The organism is Curtobacterium sp. PhB136 (assembly GCF_004346855.1).
GTDB lineage: Bacteria > Actinomycetota > Actinomycetes > Actinomycetales > Microbacteriaceae > Curtobacterium.
Map to the genome: position 1 here is coordinate 151,776 of NZ_SMGH01000010.1, position 17,585 is coordinate 169,360.

Sequence of the window (17,585 nt, forward strand, 5' to 3'; positions counted from 1 at the left end):
TGCGCCGCTACTTGCGCGTGACCCAGCGCGCGCGGACCGCGAGGCCGGTGCGCAGCACCACGCGGAGCGGCCACAGCCACCACGCCCGGTACTTCCGGGACAGGAAGCGGTACGCGCTCCGGTGGTGCTCGACCTCCATGCGCCGACGGTTCGACGACGTGGAGTGGGCACCGGTGTGCACGACCGTGGCGCTCGGGACGTAGACGTTCGCGTGCCCGGAGCGTCCGACCCGCTGCCCGAGGTCGACGTCCTCGAAGTACATGAAGTAGGACTCGTCGAACCCGCCGAGCTGCCGGAACAACGACGTGCGGATGAGGAAGCACGCGCCGGAGAGCCAGCCGGCGTCCCGCTCCACGACCTGGGTCGTCGACCAGTACCGCTGGCTCCACGGGTTCCCCGGCCAGAAGCGGGAGAACGCCGCGTGGCCGAGCCCGGTCCGGAGCGAGGGGAGCTGCCGGGCGGACGGGTACGTCTCGCCGTGCTCGTCGAGGATCTGCGGCCCGAACGACCCGCCACGGGGGAGCCGGTCGGCGGCGGCGACGAGCTCGTCGACGCTGCCGGGGCGGAACACCACATCGGGGTTCGTGACCAGGATGAACTCGGGTCGTTCGTCGGGCAGGACGTCGTCGAGCGCCGCGAAGGCCGCGTCGATCCCGCCGCCGTAGCCGCGGTTGCTGCCCGAGGAGACCACGACGGCGCCGTGTGCCTCGGCGATCGCCCGGAGCGCGTCGAGGTCGTCGGAGCCGTTGTCCGCGATGACGACGGGCAGCGGACCGTCGGAGGCCAGCGCGGCGCTCTCCAGGAACGGCCGGATGGTCTCGCCGGTGTTGTACGTCACGGTGAGGACCGCGACACGGGGCCGCGCGCTCATCGAGAGCCCCCGGCCGACGACGAAGACGACGACGACGATGACGACGACGACGATGACGACGAGGAAGACGAGCCCCGCGACGAAGCCGCCGCGGCACCGTACGCGCCCACGTGCACCCGCGCGGTCGCCTCCCACGTGAAGTCGTCCGCCCGCAGCACGGCACGACGCCGGTGCTCGTCGCGGAGCGCCGTGTCCGCGAGCAGGGTGCCCAGCGCCGTGGCGATCGCGGGAGCGGACACGTCGGTGTAGACCGCGGCGTCGCCGCCGACCTCGGGCAGCGAGAGCCGCCGCGTGGTCAGGACGCACGCGCCGGCGGCCATCGCCTCGACCACCGGCAGGCCGAAACCCTCGCCGAGGCTCGGGTACACGACGACCTCGGCACCGCCGAGGAAGCCGGAGAGGTCCTCGAGCGGCAGGTAGCCCGCCTCGACCACGTGGTCGTCGGGCTGCAGCGCGTCGAGGGCGGCGATCGCCTGGTCGTCCCAGCCGCGGGCCCCGGAGAGCACGAGCCACGGGGTGTCCTGCCCGGCGGCGGCACGCTCGGCGCGGACGGTCCGGTAGGCGTCGAGGAGTGCTGTGACGTTCTTCCGCGGCTCGATCGTGCCGAGGAACGCGATCCACTCGGCGTCGTCCGGCAGCCCGGCGGCGATCCGGGCGTCGGCGACCTCGGCCTCGTCCGGCGCGTGGAAGACCGCGCGGTCGACGCCGAGGTGCGCGACCCGGACGTCGGCCGTGATCCGCGGGACGGCGCGCCGGACCTCGGTCCGGGTGGCCTCGCTCGGGACGACGACGATCGGTCGGCTCCGGAGCGACCGGCGGCTCCACCACGTGAAGAACGTGCGCTTCAGCCGGGAGTGCCACTCTGGGTTCGAGAAGAACGTGGCGTCGTGCAGCGTGACGACCGACCCGCCGCGCCAGGCGAACGGGAACGTGTAGTGCGGGGAGTGCAGCACCCGGGCGTGCAGTCGGCGTGCGAGGGCGACGAGCCCCGTCTGCTCCCAGAGGAAGCGCAGCGGCACGGAGCGGATCCACGCCGGTGCGACGTGCACGGTGACCCCGGGAGCGACACCGCGGAAGTGCGCGGCGTGCTCGCTCCGGACCACGAGGTGCACGGTGAGCGCGGGATCGGCGCCCAGCAGGTGCGACACGACGCCCTCGACGTAGCGGCCGACGCCCCCGAGGTTCCGCGGTACGGCGGTCCCGTCGATGAGGACGGTGAGCTGCGGCACGCGTGGTTCCTTCCGGGCGGGGCCGTGGGCGGGTCCGTGGGCAGAGCCCGGGCCGGGAGCAGGGCCGGGGCCGTCGACGGACGACGACCCAGCGTATCGCGCTCGGCTCATGCCCCCGTGTCCACCCGGCTGCTGGGCACGACGGCGCGAGCGGACTCGGCCCGTCGGCGCGCGAGGTGCCGGGGGAGGTGGCGCACGACGTCACCGAGCGCTGCCAGGACGAGCCGGGCCTCCCGTCGGTCCGATCCGCCCGGACCACCGGACGCACCGGACGCACCCGACAGGCCACGCAGCGCACGGCCCGCCGTGCGCACGAGGGCGCGTCCGACGACCGGCCAGGGTGCGTGCCAGAGCGCGACGAGGACGCGGTTCCGTGCGTTCCGGTACACGAACAGGTCGCTCCGGACGCCGGAGGAGGCCGAGTGGTCGTGCTCGACGACGGCGTCGGCCACGTACTCGACGCGGTACCCGCGACGTGCGAGGCGCCAGGCGAGCTCGGTGTCCTCGTAGTACATGAACAGGGACTCGTCGAGCAGGCCGACGTCCTCGAGCGCACTGCGCCGGAGCGCGCTCGCCCCGCCGGAGAAACCGAAGACGGTGGTCGCGGCGACGGTGTCCGCGGGCGCCAGCCAGTCGCGGTCGGAGCCGTTGCCGACGAGGTCGACGCGGACGCCGGTCGAGTTGAGCCGGACGGTCCCGTCCGGCGACGGCACCCACAGGCGGCCGTCGTGCCCGGCCAGCGCGCGTTCGTCCGGCCCGGGCTGGGCACCGGACGGGAGGCTCGCCCAGCGTCCGGCGAGCACGATGCGGCCCGTCACGGCCGCGACCTCCGGCGCCGCGTGCGTCAGGTGGTCACGGAGCGCCCCGACGAACCCCGGAGCGGGGACCGCGTCGTTGTTGAGGAGCACCACGATGTCCGCACCGGTCGCCGTGATGCCCGCGTTCGCCCCCGCGGCGAACCCGCCGTTGTGCTCCCGGACCACGATCGTGGCGTCCGGCAGCTCCCGCCGGAGCACCGCGACCGAGTCGTCGGAGGACCCGTTGTCGACGACCACGACGTCGTCGGCGGCACCGTCGGCGAGGACGGCGCGCGCGGCCCGCACGGTCAGGTCGGCGTGGTTCCAGTTGACGACGACGACCGCGGTCCGGGTCAGTCGACGTCCTCGAGCGAGGGCTCGGCGTAGACCGTGCCGACGGCGTTGCCGAAGGCCGGGACCTCGAACGAGTCGCACTCCGGCAGGTCGTGCAGGTGCCGCCCGGCGGAGTCCATCATCGACACGTTGATGAAGTACTTGCCGGTGCCGAACGCGGTGTCCGCGATCCGGATGCGCAGCTTCTTCCGGCCGTGCAGCGGCGGCAGGTGGACGCCCATGATGCCGGTGGTGGTGCCGAACACGACCTGGCCGGCGGTGTTGTTGATCTGGACCGCGGCTTCCCAGTCGGTGACGCCGTCGAGGTGCTCGAACTCCATGTCCACCACGAGGTCGTCGCCCGGGTACACGCCGTCGCGGGTGCCCTTGCCCTCGGCGTGCACGGTCGCGCCGAGCACGGTGCCACGGCCGACGGCGACGTCCTTGCTGAGCTCGCCGGCGCGACGTTCCTCGAGCACGTCGCGGAACATGCTGACCGCGCCGATCGGGTCGCCGTCGTGCAGGACCTTGCCCTTGTTCAGGAGGACGACGCGGTCGCACATCTCCTGCACCTGGCTGAGCGAGTGGGTGACGATGATGATCGTCTTGCCCGCCTCTTGGAAGGTGCGGATGCGGTCGAGGCACTTGCGCTGGAACGCCTCGTCGCCGACGGCCAGGACCTCGTCGACGAGGAGCACGTCGGGGTCGGTGTGCACGGCGACCGCGAAGGCGAGTCGCACGTACATGCCGGACGAGTAGAACTTCACCTGGGTGTCGATGAAGTCGCCGATCCCGGAGAACGCCAGGATGTCGTCGAACCGCTCGTCGGTCTGCTTGCGGCTCAGGCCGAGCAGGCTCGCGTTGAGGTAGACGTTCTCGCGACCGGAGAGGTCCGGGTGGAAGCCGGCGCCGAGCTCGAGGAGCGCGGCGAGGCGACCGCGGCGGGACACCGTGCCGGACGTCGGCTGGATGATGCCGCCGATCGCCTTGAGCAGCGTCGACTTGCCGGACCCGTTCTGGCCGATGAGGCCGACCGTGGACCCGGCGCGGATCGTGACGCTGACGTCGTCGAGCGCCCAGAAGTCCTGCCGGTGCTTCCGGCCGGCGCGTCCGAGCGTGACGATGCGCTCGCGGATGGTGTTGTCCTTGCGGACGGTGAAGCGCTTGGTCACGTGGTCGACGACGATGACCTCGGGGCGCTCCGGCTCCGTGGCGGTCGTCGTGGCGACCGGGGTGCTGATGGCCATGGTCTAGAGCTCCTGTGCGAAGTTGCCCTGCAGGCGGGAGAAGACCCGCTGCGCGCCGAGGAGGCAGAACAGCCCGATCACCAGTGCGATGAGCAGGCGCATCATGAGGTGGTCGGGGTAGTCGACGATGCCCGGCTTGTGCAGCCAGATCGCGTTCTGGAGTCCCAGCACCGAGAGCGTCAGCGGGTTGTTCGTGTAGATCGCGAGCAGCCAGCCGATGTGCAGCCGGTCGACGACCATCGAGTACGAGTACACGATGGGCGATCCCCACAGCAGCACCATGAGGCCGACGTCGATGACGAACTGCACGTCGCGCAGGTAGACGTTGAGCGCGGAGAGCACGAGGCCGACCGCGGAGCCGTACACCAGGATGACGAGGAGCGACGGGACCAGGTAGACCAGTCCGCCGTGCCACGGGAACATCCCGAGGACCACGGTCGCGGCGATGAGGATCGCGAACTGGATCGCGTAGTTCACGATCGCGGCGCCGACGCTCGCGAGCGGGAAGACCTCTCGCGGGACGTAGACCTTCTTGATCAGCCCGCTGTTGCCGACGATCGATCCGGTGGACCCGGCGACGATCTCGCTGAACAGCGTGTACGCCGTCAGGCCCGTGAAGACGTAGATCGCGAAGTTGTCGATGCCCTTCGCGGCGTTGAGGATCTGGCCCATCACGAAGTAGTAGATGAGGAGCTGCGTCAGCGGCCGGACGAGCGTCCACACGAAGCCGAGCGCCGAGTCCTTGTAGCGCGCCTTGAGGTCGCGGCGGATGAGCATGCCGAGCATCTCGCGCTGCGCGAAGACGTCCCGGAGCTCCCGCCACGTTCCACGGATGGCGCTCCGAGGAGCACCGATCACGACGAGGGGTTCCTCGGCGAGCGTCGCCATGCGGGCTTGATCGACCATGCGTCTCTTCGTTCGTGGGGGCAGGACCGGAACAGCATACTCACCCCTCCCGGGGCGTCCCGTGCGCCCCGTGCGGGGGTGAAAGCGCGCAGATCCAACCCTCAGGCTCGACTTTGGGGTTACCGTTGACGCAACCCGGACCCTTGTCAACATCCACAGGACGGCCCGCAGCATGCACCACGTGTCTCGGCCGATCGCTGCGCTTGCGGTGGTCGGTGTACTCAGTCTCCTCTCGGCGGGTTGTTCCGCCGGCGGCGACGACCCCTCTCCCTCACCCACCAAGTCGGCGTCCCGGACGCCGACCTCGTCGGCGACGGTCGCACCCACGGCCACCTCGTCCGCGAGCACGTCGACGAGCCCCTCGGCCGTCGCGTCGGAGCCCTCCGACGACGACACCGACCTCGGCGACTTCCCGGGGACCGGCTCGACCGGTCAGGCGGACACCGACCCCGGTGACTTCCCGGCGACGGCGATCGTGACGTTCGCGTCCTGGGACGCCGGCTCGAAGACCCTGCAGACCGCCGGACTCGTCTCCGGCACCACGAACGCGAAGGGCACCTGCACCTTCACCGCGAAGAACGGCGGCACCACCCGCACCACGACGAGCGCGCCGTCCGCGAGCGCCTCGTCCGTGAGCTGCGCGCAGGCCACGTTCCCCGCGGGGCAGATCAGCACCGGGAACTGGTCGGTCACGCTCAAGTACACCGTCGGCACGCAGTCGACGACATCCGACCCGATGACGGCGGAGGTGCCGTGATGCGACTGTTCATGACCAGGGACCGAGACGGATCAGCGTCTCGGCCCCGATTCCGGGCCACGCTCGCGCTGCTGGCGTCCTTCGCCGTCGCCGCGAGCGGGCTGACCCTCGGCACGATCGTCTCCGAGGCGACGACGACGCAGTCCGCGTCAGCCGCCACCGCTGCGGGCTTCGACCCGGGCAACATCATCAGCGACGCGAACTTCTACAACGGTTCCGCGATGAGCGGTTCGAGCGTGCAGTCGTTCCTGAACAGCGCGGCACCGAGCTGCAAGCAGGCATCAGGGGGGCCGGCCTGCCTGAAGAACTTCACGCAGAACATGAGCGCCATCAAGGCCGTCTCCGGCCGGTGCGCGGCGATCGCCGGCGGCAGCAAGTCCGCCGCGACGGTCATCGCGCAGGTCGGCGCCGCGTGCGGCATCAGCCAGAAGGTGCTCCTCGTCCTGCTCGAGAAGGAGCAGGGGATCGTCACGACGTCGAAGCCGACGTCCTACATGTACCTGCACGCCACCGGCTTCGCCTGCCCGGACACCGCTCCGTGTGACCCGGCGTACTACGGCTTCGGCCAGCAGGTCTACGCGGCGGCGCTGCAGTTCAAGCGCTACCAGGCCAGCCCGACCTCGTGGGCGTACCAGGCCGGCCGCAACAACGCGATCCTCTACAACCCGAACGGCAAGTGCGGGACGAAGACGGTCTACATCAAGAACCAGGCCACGGCCGGGCTGTACATCTACACCCCGTACACCCCGAACGCCGCCGCCCTGTCGAACCTCTACGGCACCGGCGACAGCTGCTCCGCGTACGGCAACCGGAACTTCTGGCGGATGTACACCGACTGGTTCGGCTCGCCGACCGGTGGGTCGTCGCCGATCGGCAGCGTGGACTCCGCGACCGCCGGCTACCGGCAGATCACGGTCGGTGGCTGGGCCGCCGACCCGGACACGACCGCCCCGATCCGCGTGGCCTACTACCTGGACGGCAAGGGCAAGTCGACGGACGCCGCCGACAACACCCGCTCCGACCTGGCCAGCCGCCTCGGCGCGAACAACACCGCGCACGGGTTCACGACGACCCTCACCGGGGTCAGCGCCGGCAAGCACAACCTCTGCACCTTCGCCATCAACACCGGCGCCGGCGCGAACTCGCTGCTGAACTGCCGCGACGTGACGGTCCCGTCCGGGACGCCGATGGGCACGCTCGACGCCGCCAGCGTCGCCGCGGACACCCTGTCCTTCCGGGGCTGGGCGATCGACCCGGACACGAACGCGTCGATCTCCGTGCAGATCCGTGTCGACGGCAAGGCCGTCAGCACCCTGACCGCGAACGCGAAGCGCGCCGACGTCGGCAAGGTCAAGCCGGGCTACGGCGACAACCACGGTTACACCGGCACCTGGAAGGGCGTCGCGGGCGGGACCCACACGATCACGGCCTGGGCGAAGGACACCTCGTCCGGCGTCTGGAAGCAGATCGGGTCGAAGTCCGTGAAGAAGCCGACGGGCTACCCGTGGCTCGCGGTCGACGAGGTCGCCTCGAAGTCGCCGGGCACGCTCCTCGCCCGCGGCTGGACCATCGACCCCGACTCGACCGGGACCGTCCGCGTCCACTTCTACCTGGACGGCAAGGCGCTCACCTCGATCGCCGCCGACGGGACGAAGGCGAACCTGAACGCGTCCTACCCGGGCTACGGTGACCAGCACGCCTACCGCCTCGAGCGTCCGGGCATCTCCGCCGGGAAGCACACGCTCTGCATCATCGCGATCAACGTCGGTGCCGGCACCTCGAACGCCAGCATCTGCAAGTCGTTCTCGACCCCGACGGGTTCGCCGAAGGTCGGCATCGACTCGGCGGCATCGGCCGGTCTCGGCAAGATCGCGATCAGCGGTTCCGCCGTGGACCCGGACACCGTGTCCGCGGTCGCGATGACCTACACGGTGGACGGCAAGACCGTGGCGACCGGCAGCGCGAACACCGCGAAGGCGTCGCTCGCGACGACCTACCCCGGGTACGGCGCGAACCACGCGTTCACGCAGACCCTCAGCGGTGTCGGCCCCGGCACGCACACGGTGTGCGCGATCGGGAAGAACACGGGCGGCGGATCGAACACGAGCACCTGCCAGAAGGTCGCCGCGGCGACCGGGTCCCCGACCCTGCTGCTCGACGAGGTCTCCTCGCCGGCCACCGGGCAGGTCAAGGTCCGTGGCTGGGCGATCGACCCGGACACCAAGGACGCGATCCGCGTGCACGTCTACCTGAACGACACCGCTGCGGCGTCGATCGCGGCGGACCAGGCGAAGGCGTCGCTCGCGACGACCTACAGCGCGTTCGGTTCGGGACACGCGTTCTCGACGACGCTCACCGGCAAGGCCTCCGGGTCCACGAAGGTGTGCGCGTTCGCGATCAACACGGGGGCGGGCGCCAACGTGAGCGTCTGCCAGACGCTCACGGTCAAGTGATGCGGTGATCCTCACCACGTGACGGACGGGAGGCCCGGTACCAGCTGGTACCGGGCCTCCCGTCCGTCCGTGGTCGCGCCCCATGGCGCCCGGTGACCGGTCCTGCCGGTCCGGGTCAGCGTCGGCCGGTGATGCGGGCGATGCGCTCCGCCAGGCGGAACGTGCGGCTGCGGGTGACCTCGTCGAGGCGTCGTGCCAGACGGTCCCGCTCCTCGCTGAGGGCGCGGATCGTGGCGTCGGAGGCCGCGGCGGCGCGCTGGGCGTCCTCGATGGCGGTGATGAGCCGGCCGTTGATGTCGTGCACACCCGACAGGTGCGTGTCGCGCTCCCGCTCGGTCCGGCGCAGCTGCTCGCGGAGGTGCGTCGTCCAGGTCAGGAAGGCGCCGCGGTGGGCACCCGGCCGACCCGCGCGTTCCGCGACGATCTCGGTGAGGGCGGCGTCCGCGACCGCCGCGCGTGCCGCGTACGAGTGCCGCTCGACGACCACCGCACGGAGGCGTGCGACCAGGTCGTCGTCCCGCTCGCCGACCGCGTCGACGAGGGACGGGCCGTCGTGGTAGGTCGGGACGTCCTCGAGGCCGAGGTCGGCGAGACCGTCGGCGCAGTTCGTCACGACGAGCGCGCCGGAGGCCAGGCCCTCGAACAGCCGGGAGTTGTGCGTGGCGTACTTCCGGGCCGGCGGGATGAGGTCGTCGACGACGAACGCACTCGACGCGTAGACCGCGGGGAGGTCGAAGAAGGACGCGATGCCGCGGTGGTCGATGCGCTCGGACCGGACCAGGTGCTCCCGGTTCGCGCCGTACCAGACGACGTCGCGGGACTCGGCGAGGACGTCGATGGCGGCGGTGCCGAGGCGCTCGGCGCCCCAGAAGTTCACGGTCGTGACGACGTCGATCGGGTGCGTGCCCTGGTGCTGGGGCGGCTGCGTGCCGTCGAAGAGCTCGAGGTCGACGCCGATCGGCATCAGGGACACGCGGCGACGGTGCTTCGCGGCCATCCGCTCCACCGCACGGGTCGAGGACGCCCACACGGCGTCGAACTCGTCGAGGTACGGCAGGTCCGCCCAGGTGTCGGTCCAGTTGCGGACCCAGGCGACGAGCGCGGTGTGCTCCGGGACCAGCCCGGGCACGAACGACTCGACCATGGACACCAGGACCGTGACGTCCTCGGGGACCGGGGTGTCCCACTGCTCCATCGGCCAGAGCTGGACGCCCCACCCGAGCCGCTCGAGGTACTTGCCCAGTCCGAGCGCGACGTACACGTCACCGGCGCCGGAGTCGACGTCGGCGGTGGAGACGGCGAAGGCGACGGTGCCGCGCGGGCCGACACGACGGTCGCCGGCAGCGAGGGCGCGGTAGAGACCGGCACCGCGGTCGTCCGGGTGGACGGCCTCGGTCCCGGGGGTCTCGGTCCCGGTGGGGGAGAGCGGAGCGGGCATCCGTCCATCATGCCCCAGTCCTCTCGGCGCCCGGTGTCGCTGGCCGTCCGTGTCCGGGTCTCCCTGTCGGTGGGTCCGGGTCTCGATCCCGGTCCGTGTCCGGTCCGTCTTCACGGCCCGGCCTTGTAGGGTGTTCACCGCACGACGCCGGTCGTGACGGTCCGCTCTGGGCCGAACCGTGCGGGAAACATCCGTGTGACGAAAGGGTTCGTGTGAGCGAGCGCAGGACGGGGGTCGTCTCGGTCGTCCTCGTGAACTACAAGGGCACCGACGACACCCTCACGAGCATCGTCGGTCTGACCGAGCAGGACTGGCCGGCGGACCGCCTCGAGATCATCGTCGTCGACAACGACTCCGGTCCGGAGCACGTCGGCCGCCTCAAGGCGTCGGACCTCCCCTTCACGCTCGTCGAGTCCGGCGGCAACCTCGGCTTCACCGGCGGTTGCAACCTCGGCGTCGCGAACACCACCGGTGAGTACGTCGCGTTCCTCAACAACGACGCGCGCCCCGACCCCGGCTGGATCCGCGAGGCGATGGCGACCTTCGCGTCCGGTCGCGACATCGGCGCCGTCGCCAGCAAGGTCCTCGACTGGGAGGGCGTCAACGTCGACTTCACCGAAGCGGCGATGACCTGGTACGGCATGGGCTACAAGCCGTTCGCCGGCTCGCCCGACACCGGCCGCTGGGAGAACGAGACCGACGTCCTGTTCGGCACCGGCGCCGCGATGTTCATCCGCGCCGACCTGTTCGAGCAGCTCGACGGCTTCGACGACCGCTACTTCATGTTCTACGAGGACGTCGACCTCGGGTGGCGCCTCAACCTGCTCGGCTGGCGCTTCCGCTACCAGCCGAAGTCCGTCGCGTTCCACAAGCACCACGCGTCGATGAACAAGCTCGGCGACTTCCGCGAGACGTACCTGCTCGAGCGGAACGCCCTCTTCACGCTCTACAAGAACCTCGGCGACGAGCAGCTCCGCACCGCACTGCCCGGTGCCCTGGCACTCGCGGTCCGTCGCGCCGTCGGTCGGGGCGAGCTCGACTCCGCCTCGCTCGACATCCGTCGCCCCGGCAACGACGCCGAGCCGACCATGCCGGTGTCGAAGACGACGATGGCCGGCGTGTTCGGCATCGACCGCTTCGTCGAGGAACTGCCCTCGATGACGGAGTCCCGCCGCCTCGTGCAGGCCACCCGCGTGCGCAGCGACCGGGAGCTCCTCGGGCTCTTCGGCAACCGCGACGAGCCCGCCTACCCGATCGAGCACTACCTGGCCGGGTACGACAAGATCGTGCACTCGCTCGGCGTGCTCGAGGTCGGGCAGCGTCGCCGCATCCTCATCGTCACCGGTGACGCCATCGGCGAGAAGATGGCCGGCCCCGCGATCCGCGCCACGAACATGGCCAAGGAGCTCTCCGGCGAGCACGACGTCCGCGTCATCAGCCTGACCCGCTCCGTGCAGATCGACCCCGCCTACGACGTCGTGACGGTCCCGCACCGCCACCCGCGCCAGATGGTCGAGCACGAGGCCTGGGCCGACGTCATCATCGTGCAGGGCCACGCGCTCCGCCTGTTCCCGGTGCTCGAGTCGACGGCGAAGATCCTCGTGGTCGACGTCTACGACCCGCTGCACCTCGAGCAGCTCGAGCAGGGCCGCAGCGAGGACGTCGACGCCTGGGACCGCCAGATCCTCGACGCCTCGGACACGCTGAACCACCAGCTCGAGCTCGGCGACTACTTCATCTGCGCTTCCGAGCGGCAGCGCCTGTTCTGGCTCGGCCAGCTCGCCGGGTCCGGGCGCATCAACGCCAGGACCTACTCGCGCGACCCGGAGCTCCGGAGCCTCATCGGCGTCGTGCCGTTCGGCCTGTCCGCCACCCCGCCGGTGCACACGCACAACGTCGTCAAGGGCGTCGTGCCCGGCATCGGCCCGGACGACAAGCTCGTCGTCTGGGGCGGCGGCATCTACGACTGGTTCGACCCGATCACGCTCGTCCGTGCGATGGGCGAGCTCGCCGAGCGCCGACCGAACGTCCGCCTCTTCTTCATGGGCGTCCAGCACCCGAACCCCGACGTCCCAGAGATGGACATCGTCGCGAAGGTGCGGAAGGAGTCCGAGGACCTCGGGCTCACCGGCAAGAACGTCTTCTTCAACGAGTCCTGGATCCCGTACGAGGAGCGCGGCGCGTACCTCGCCGAGGCCGACGCCGGCGTCTCCACGCACTACGAGCACCTCGAGACCACGTTCTCGTTCCGCACGCGCATCCTCGACTACCTCTGGGCGAGCCTGCCGATCGTGACGACGGACGGGGACTCGTTCGCCGAGCTCGTCGCGCAGGAGCACCTGGGGGAGGTCGTGCACGAGCGCGACGCCACCGCGATCGCCGACGCCCTCGAGACCGTGCTCTTCGACGACGACGCCCGTGCCACCTACCTGGAGAACGTCACCCGCGTGCGGCAGGACTTCACCTGGCAGAACGTGCTCGAGCCGCTCGTCGAGTTCTGCCGGAACCCGGTCCGTGCGGCGGACAAGACCGTCCGCGCCCAGGCCGGGCTGCCCGCGCCGCACGAGATGCGGGTCCGCGTGCCGGACCGGCAGAAGCTGTACGGCGTCCGCTACGACATCGGCCGGGTCGCGCACTACCTGCGCACCGAAGGGCCGCGGAGCGTCGCGGCCAAGGTGAAGCACCGCATCACGAACCGATGACCCCTGGTACGGCCCTGGTCATCGTCCCCACCTACGACGAGGCCGAGAACGTCGCGCACATCGTCGGCGCGGTGCTGGACGCCGTCCCGAACGCGCACGTGCTCGTCGTGGACGACGCCAGCCCGGACGGCACCGGTGACGTCGTCGAGGCGATCGCCGCGCGGGACGACCGCGTGCGGCTGCTGCGGCGCACCGGGAAGCTCGGGCTCGGCACCGCCTACGTGGCCGGCTTCCGGTGGGGACTCGAGCACGGGTACGACCTGCTCGTGGAGATGGACGCGGACGGGTCTCACCCGGCCGACCGGCTCCAGGCGCTGATCGACGCGGTGCAGGGCTCCGAGGACGTGATGCTCGCGATCGGGTCCCGCTGGACCCCCGGCGGCTCGGTCGTCGACTGGCCCTGGTACCGCCAGGCGCTCAGTCGCGGCGGGAACGCCTACGCGCGGTGGATGCTGCGGATCGACGTGCGGGACATCACCGCCGGCTTCCGGGTCTACCGCTCGGACGCGATCGCCCGGATGGCGCTCGACGAGATCGACTCGAAGGGCTACTGCTTCCAGGTCGACATGACGCTGCGGGTGCACGACCTCGGCGGGCGGATCATCGAGGTGCCGATCCGGTTCCGGGACCGCGTGCGCGGGGTCTCCAAGATGAGTCAGGCCATCGTCGTCGAAGCGATGCTCCGGGTCACGCAGTGGGGGCTGCAGCGACGGTTCGGGCGCTCCGCCGTCCGCGTGTAGGCGGCTGCCCGTCCAGCTGCTGCTCGTCGCCCTGCTGGTCGTCGGCCTGCGGCTGCTCGTCCGCTCCGCGCAGCAGTGGCGGGGTGACGACCTCGGCGCGCAGGAACAGCACGACGAACGCCACCAGCAGTGCCGCACGTCCCCAGATGCCGACCGTCATCGCCTGGTACGCCCACGTCTGCATCCCGGCGCCGAGCGCCGTGTAGTACGTGTTCCGGAAGAACCCGACCACCGCGCAGACGTCCGCGACGAGGTACGCCGCGATCCACCAGCCCCCGATGCGCAGCACCACGAGGAACGGCAGCAGCCACAGCACGTACTGCGGTGACGCGACCTTGTTCGCGACCATGTAGACCGCCAGGAGCGCCGCGGCGGACTGCACCCAGGGCGTGGTCCCGCGTCGGAGCCCGAGGACCACGGTGATCGCGAGCACGACGAGGATGCCGATCGCGGTGGCGGCCGTCGACATCACGCTCATCGTGTGCTGGAACGGTCCGTCCAGGTCGCCGGACCACGGCAGGAAGCCGTAGTACCAGATCGACAGGGTCGAGGCCCCGATCGGTCGGTCGGCCTGGAACCGGATGACGGAGGCCCACCCGGGGAAGTTGATCAGCATGAACGGCACGTTCGCGGCGAGGAGCACCCCGATCCCGGCGCCGAGCGCGGCGGCCGTGCGGCGGACCCGGGCACCGAGTGCGGCGTCCGCGTCCAGCAGCGCGGCGACGGCGAGCGGGGCGAGGAACATCAGCGGGTACAGCTTGAACGCGCCCCCGAGGCCGAACGCCGCACCGGCCACCGTGTACCGCACGAGCGGCGACCACGACGCCGGTGCGCGGAGCACCGCGACGACCCCGGCGACCGTGCAGACCACCGCGAGGAGGTCCCAGTTGTAGACCGCGTACAGGGCGAGCGGGGGCGTCGCCGCCCAGATCCACGCGCGCCGGCCGGCGACCCGGACGAGCAGCAGGGTGACGACGACGGCGAGGACCGCGGCGACCACCGCGGTGACGACGAGGAACCCGCGCGCCGAGCCCACCGGCAACCCGGTCAGCCACACCCAGACCCCCGTCAGGGTCGGGTACTCGACGGTCCCGTTGCCGAGCTCGGAGCCCGTGACGTACGGGAAGACGTGTCCGGCGAGCTGGCGGTTGTTCCAGAGCGCGGCGACGTCGGACCAGCAGCCGTACTGCGACACGAACGCGCCGCGGGGCACGTCGGCCGGCCCGGGGACCGAGCACGGGAGCTTCAGCAGCAGGTTGAGCGCCGTGAAGACGGCCGCGACCACGCACATGGCGGTCCGTTCGAGCAGTCGGGGGTGCACCCGGCCACGCTAGCGGCTCAGGAGAGGTGTTCGGAGCGCGGGAGGTGCCGACGCCACGACCGACGTCGTGCCGCGACGACCAGCACCGTCGTGAAGACCATCAGTCCGGCACCGTGCAGCAGGTAGCTCTCCGCCGCGCTCGTCACGCCGAGGAGCACCAGCACCGCGGCCGGCCAGACGTAGGCGACGCCGGGGAAGGTCGTCGCGGTGACCCAGGCGCGACCGAAGGCGAGGAGGGCCGTGATCAGGAGGATCAGGGCCCCGGCCAGGCCGATCTGCAGCCAGGCGTCGACGAAGGCGTTCAGGCCGGAGGTGAACCGCGCGCCGTCCGGGTCGACGAGCGTGACGAAGGGGAACACCGGCTCGTGCGGCCATGTGCCGACCCAGCCCCAGCCCTGCATCGGGTACTGCTCGGTGAGCAGGCGGATCTGGGACCACAGGCCGAGCCGGGTCGCGGTCCCGCCGGCAGCACCGATCTCGGCGAGCACCCGGTGCCGGAAGAGCACCGCGACGACGAGCATCAGCACGACGGCACCCCCGAGCACCCCGTTCACCACCGGACGGGTCGACGCGCGAGCGTGCCGGAGTGACCACAGCGCGAGCGCCGTCACGGCGAGGGCGATCATCGCGAGGCCGGAGATGGGGGACTGGGAGAGCATCAGGGCGATCACCGCGAGGGCGGTCGAGCCGAGCGCACGCCACATCGTCACCGATCGGGTGAGGAACTCCACGACGAACGTCACCAGCGCCATCGCCGCGACGAACGCCATGAAGTTGCGGGTGCCGCCGATGCCCTGGATCGGGCCGCCGTACGCGATGTCGCCGTGGATGCCGAAGGCCGGGATCGGGACGTCGAGCACCAGGCCGGAGAGGACCTCGAGGCCGAGGGCCACGACGAGCAGGATCCGGAACGCGTCGCCGGACGCCCGGATCACCTGCACCAGGTCGCGGCCGAGCGCCAGGTACAGGCCGAGGCCGATGAAGCACGCCGTCGCCACGAACCCGCGGAGCGCCACCCACGAGTACTGGCTCCACAACACGCTCAGCGCGCAGTAGCCGACGAAGGCCATCAGGGAGAGCGGGAGGACGCCGTGCCACTCGATCCGGTAGCGCTGCCCGAGGAGGCTCAGGCCGGCGAGGACGACCAGCGTCACGGTGATGGCCCAGGTGCCGGCACTGCCGACGAGCGCCTGGACGGTGGGCTGCCCGAACGCGAAGAGCAGGATCACGGTCGCGAGGGCCTGGCTGAAGCGCCCGCCGGCCGAGAAGCCGATCCAGGCGGACAGGTACCGGCGTGCGAGCGCTCGCCGCGTCACCCTGCCGTCCGTCACCGGACCATCCTCTCGCACCCCCGGTGTGTATCGCGCCCCTGCATATCGCGAGGTGCGATATCTCGGGTAACGTCGATCCGCGATGGAGCGCGCTCGGAGGACCCTGCTGACGGCGCTCGCCGCGGTGGTCGTCGCCGTCGCCGCGACCGCGCTCGCCTGGTACCGGCTCGGGCCCACGACGCGGGGGACCGTGTGGGCCGAGGACGGCGGGGTGTTCCTCCGCGAACGCCTCGCGTACGGCGAGGCCGGCTCACTGTTCCGTCCGTACGCCGGGTACCTGCACCTGCTGCCCCGACTCGTCGTCGACCTCGGCTTCCGCCGCCCGGTCGAGGACTACGCGGTGACCGTCTCCGCGGCGTCCTGTCTCATCGTCGGGGTGGTCGCCGCCGCGGTGTTCCTGCTCGCCCGCGACGTCGTGCCCGCGTGGCCGCTGCGCGTGGTGCTCGCGGCCGTGCCGGTCGTGCTGCCGATCGCGCCGTACGAGGTCGGCGGGAACGCCGCGAACCTGCACTGGTACATGCTCCTGCTGGTCCCGTGGCTGTTCTCGTACCGGGCACGGACGTGGTGGGGGTCCGCGGCCGTCGCGGCGCTCGCGCTCGGCGCGGTGCTGACCGAGCCGCAGACGCTGTTCTTCGCGCCGCTGCTCGTCCTCGCGTGGTGGCGCGGACGTGCCCGGCTGCTGGCCCTGCCGGTCACGGTCGTCACGGTGCTCGCCGGCGCGGTCCAGGTCGTCTCCGCGCTGACCGACACGCGCATCTCCCGCCCCGGGCACCCCACCGTCGCCGACGTCGTGCACGGGTACCTCCTGCAGCCGCTCGCCGGCGCGTGGACCTGGGACCTCAGCTCGGTCGCGACCGCGGTGGTGCACCACGGCTGGGGCGTCCTCGTCTGGCCCCTGGTGGCGATCGCCGTCGTGCTCGTGGCGGCCGTCGTCCTCGGGCAGTGGCGGGCCCGCGTCCTCGTCGCCGCGCTCGCCGCCGGGTCCGTCGTCGTCTGGACCGCGGCGCTCGTCGCCAACGAGTCCGCCGACCTCCGCTGGGGCGAACTGCCCGTCACCGACTTCACCGCGTCGGCGCCGCTCCGCTACGCGGCCGCGGCGGCGATGCTGCTCGTGTCCGCGGTCGTCGTCGCGGCGTCGGTCCTGATCGACCGGCGGAACTGGTCCGTCCGGGTCCCGGCACGCGGGTCGCGGGCGGCCGGCCGCACCGCCGGCAGGGTCGGCACGGTCGTCGCCGCGGTGGTGGGGTGGGCTGCGATCGCGGTGGTCGTCGCCGCCGCGGTGTCGTCCGTCGCGCCCGGCAACACCCGTCGCGACGACGGTCCGCTCTGGGCACCGCAGATCACCGCGCAGCTCGACGTCTGCCGTGCGGACCCGGCCGGGTCGGTCGAGGTGCGGACGGCCCCGTGGGGTGCCACCCTGCCGTGCAGCGTCCTGCTCGACCGCCGCTGACCAGCGGGGC

13 protein-coding genes are annotated in these 17,585 nt (G+C 71.5%); 5 read left to right on the forward strand and 8 right to left on the reverse strand.

All coding sequences use genetic code 11. The annotated features are described in order from the left end of the window. Window positions 1-7 precede the first annotated feature (7 nt). From EDF27_RS17670 to EDF27_RS17690, 5 genes are all read right to left on the reverse strand, one after another. Window positions 8-871 carry a glycosyltransferase family 2 protein gene (locus EDF27_RS17670; protein ID WP_123702662.1) on the reverse strand — a complete coding sequence of 288 codons (864 nt, stop codon included), beginning with the start codon at window positions 869-871 and terminating at the stop codon, window positions 8-10. After that, window positions 868-2,100, reverse strand: coding sequence for a glycosyltransferase family 1 protein (locus EDF27_RS17675; RefSeq protein ID WP_132050270.1), 1,233 nt, complete (start codon window positions 2,098-2,100; stop codon window positions 868-870). The genes EDF27_RS17670 and EDF27_RS17675 overlap by 4 nt, the downstream gene beginning before the upstream one ends. Before the next feature lie 107 nt (window positions 2,101-2,207). Next, the gene (locus tag EDF27_RS17680; RefSeq protein ID WP_207909658.1) at window positions 2,208-3,332 is read right to left on the reverse strand and encodes a glycosyltransferase family 2 protein; all 1,125 of its coding nucleotides are present in this window, start codon (window positions 3,330-3,332) and stop codon (window positions 2,208-2,210) included. Further along, complete coding sequence (locus EDF27_RS17685) at window positions 3,251-4,477, reverse strand: ABC transporter ATP-binding protein (RefSeq protein WP_123656146.1); 1,227 nt, start codon at window positions 4,475-4,477, stop codon at window positions 3,251-3,253. The genes EDF27_RS17680 and EDF27_RS17685 overlap by 82 nt, the downstream gene beginning before the upstream one ends. 3 nt (window positions 4,478-4,480) lie before the next feature. Further along, window positions 4,481-5,383, reverse strand: coding sequence for an ABC transporter permease (locus EDF27_RS17690; RefSeq protein WP_123656147.1), 903 nt, complete (start codon window positions 5,381-5,383; stop codon window positions 4,481-4,483). A 181-nt stretch (window positions 5,384-5,564) separates the two neighbouring features. Here EDF27_RS17690 and EDF27_RS17695 point away from each other — a divergent pair, with 181 nt between their 5' ends. Both EDF27_RS17695 and EDF27_RS17700 read left to right on the forward strand, forming a co-directional pair. Beyond that, window positions 5,565-6,140 (forward strand): hypothetical protein, encoded by a 576-nt coding sequence (locus EDF27_RS17695; protein ID WP_123656148.1) that lies wholly within the window; start codon window positions 5,565-5,567, stop codon window positions 6,138-6,140. Between the two features lie 11 nt (window positions 6,141-6,151). Continuing rightward, window positions 6,152-8,593 carry a hypothetical protein gene (locus EDF27_RS17700; RefSeq protein ID WP_132050272.1) on the forward strand — a complete coding sequence of 814 codons (2,442 nt, stop codon included), beginning with the start codon at window positions 6,152-6,154 and terminating at the stop codon, window positions 8,591-8,593. A gap of 115 nt (window positions 8,594-8,708) precedes the next feature. Here the strand turns inward: EDF27_RS17700 and EDF27_RS17705 are convergent, their stop codons facing one another. Continuing rightward, complete coding sequence (locus EDF27_RS17705; RefSeq protein WP_132050274.1) at window positions 8,709-10,031, reverse strand: glycosyltransferase; 1,323 nt, start codon at window positions 10,029-10,031, stop codon at window positions 8,709-8,711. A 212-nt stretch (window positions 10,032-10,243) separates the two neighbouring features. Here EDF27_RS17705 and EDF27_RS17710 point away from each other — a divergent pair, with 212 nt between their 5' ends. Then, window positions 10,244-12,733 carry a glycosyltransferase gene (locus EDF27_RS17710; protein WP_123702477.1) on the forward strand — a complete coding sequence of 830 codons (2,490 nt, stop codon included), beginning with the start codon at window positions 10,244-10,246 and terminating at the stop codon, window positions 12,731-12,733. Continuing rightward, window positions 12,730-13,473: a polyprenol monophosphomannose synthase gene (locus EDF27_RS17715; RefSeq protein WP_132050276.1), complete on the forward strand. Its 744-nt coding sequence runs from the start codon at window positions 12,730-12,732 to the stop codon at window positions 13,471-13,473. The genes EDF27_RS17710 and EDF27_RS17715 overlap by 4 nt, the downstream gene beginning before the upstream one ends. Here EDF27_RS17715 and EDF27_RS17720 read toward each other — a convergent pair. After that, the gene (locus tag EDF27_RS17720; RefSeq protein WP_132050278.1) at window positions 13,421-14,794 is read right to left on the reverse strand and encodes a hypothetical protein; all 1,374 of its coding nucleotides are present in this window, start codon (window positions 14,792-14,794) and stop codon (window positions 13,421-13,423) included. The two genes, EDF27_RS17715 and EDF27_RS17720, sit on opposite strands and share 53 nt — an antisense overlap. A 17-nt stretch (window positions 14,795-14,811) precedes the next feature. Beyond that, window positions 14,812-16,125: an exopolysaccharide production protein gene (locus EDF27_RS17725; RefSeq protein ID WP_123656154.1), complete on the reverse strand. Its 1,314-nt coding sequence runs from the start codon at window positions 16,123-16,125 to the stop codon at window positions 14,812-14,814. A gap of 82 nt (window positions 16,126-16,207) precedes the next feature. Here EDF27_RS17725 and EDF27_RS19865 point away from each other — a divergent pair, with 82 nt between their 5' ends. After that, on the forward strand, window positions 16,208-17,575 hold the full coding sequence (locus EDF27_RS19865) for a hypothetical protein (protein ID WP_165931559.1): 1,368 nt from the start codon (window positions 16,208-16,210) through the stop codon (window positions 17,573-17,575). Window positions 17,576-17,585: the final 10 nt, after the last annotated feature.

What these genes read in the sequence shown, in the direction of transcription:
- EDF27_RS17715 (WP_132050276.1), top strand. Translation starts at nt 12,730, where the DNA reads ATGACCCCTGGTACGGCCCTGGTCATCGTCCCCACCTACGACGAGGCC.
- EDF27_RS17690 (WP_123656147.1), bottom strand. Translation starts at nt 5,383, where the DNA reads ATGGTCGATCAAGCCCGCATGGCGACGCTCGCCGAGGAACCCCTCGTC.
- EDF27_RS17670 (WP_123702662.1), bottom strand. Translation starts at nt 871, where the DNA reads ATGAGCGCGCGGCCCCGTGTCGCGGTCCTCACCGTGACGTACAACACC.
- EDF27_RS17685 (WP_123656146.1), bottom strand. Translation starts at nt 4,477, where the DNA reads ATGGCCATCAGCACCCCGGTCGCCACGACGACCGCCACGGAGCCGGAG.
- EDF27_RS17700 (WP_132050272.1), top strand. Translation starts at nt 6,152, where the DNA reads ATGACCAGGGACCGAGACGGATCAGCGTCTCGGCCCCGATTCCGGGCC.
- EDF27_RS17705 (WP_132050274.1), bottom strand. Translation starts at nt 10,031, where the DNA reads ATGCCCGCTCCGCTCTCCCCCACCGGGACCGAGACCCCCGGGACCGAG.
- EDF27_RS19865 (WP_165931559.1), top strand. Translation starts at nt 16,208, where the DNA reads ATGGAGCGCGCTCGGAGGACCCTGCTGACGGCGCTCGCCGCGGTGGTC.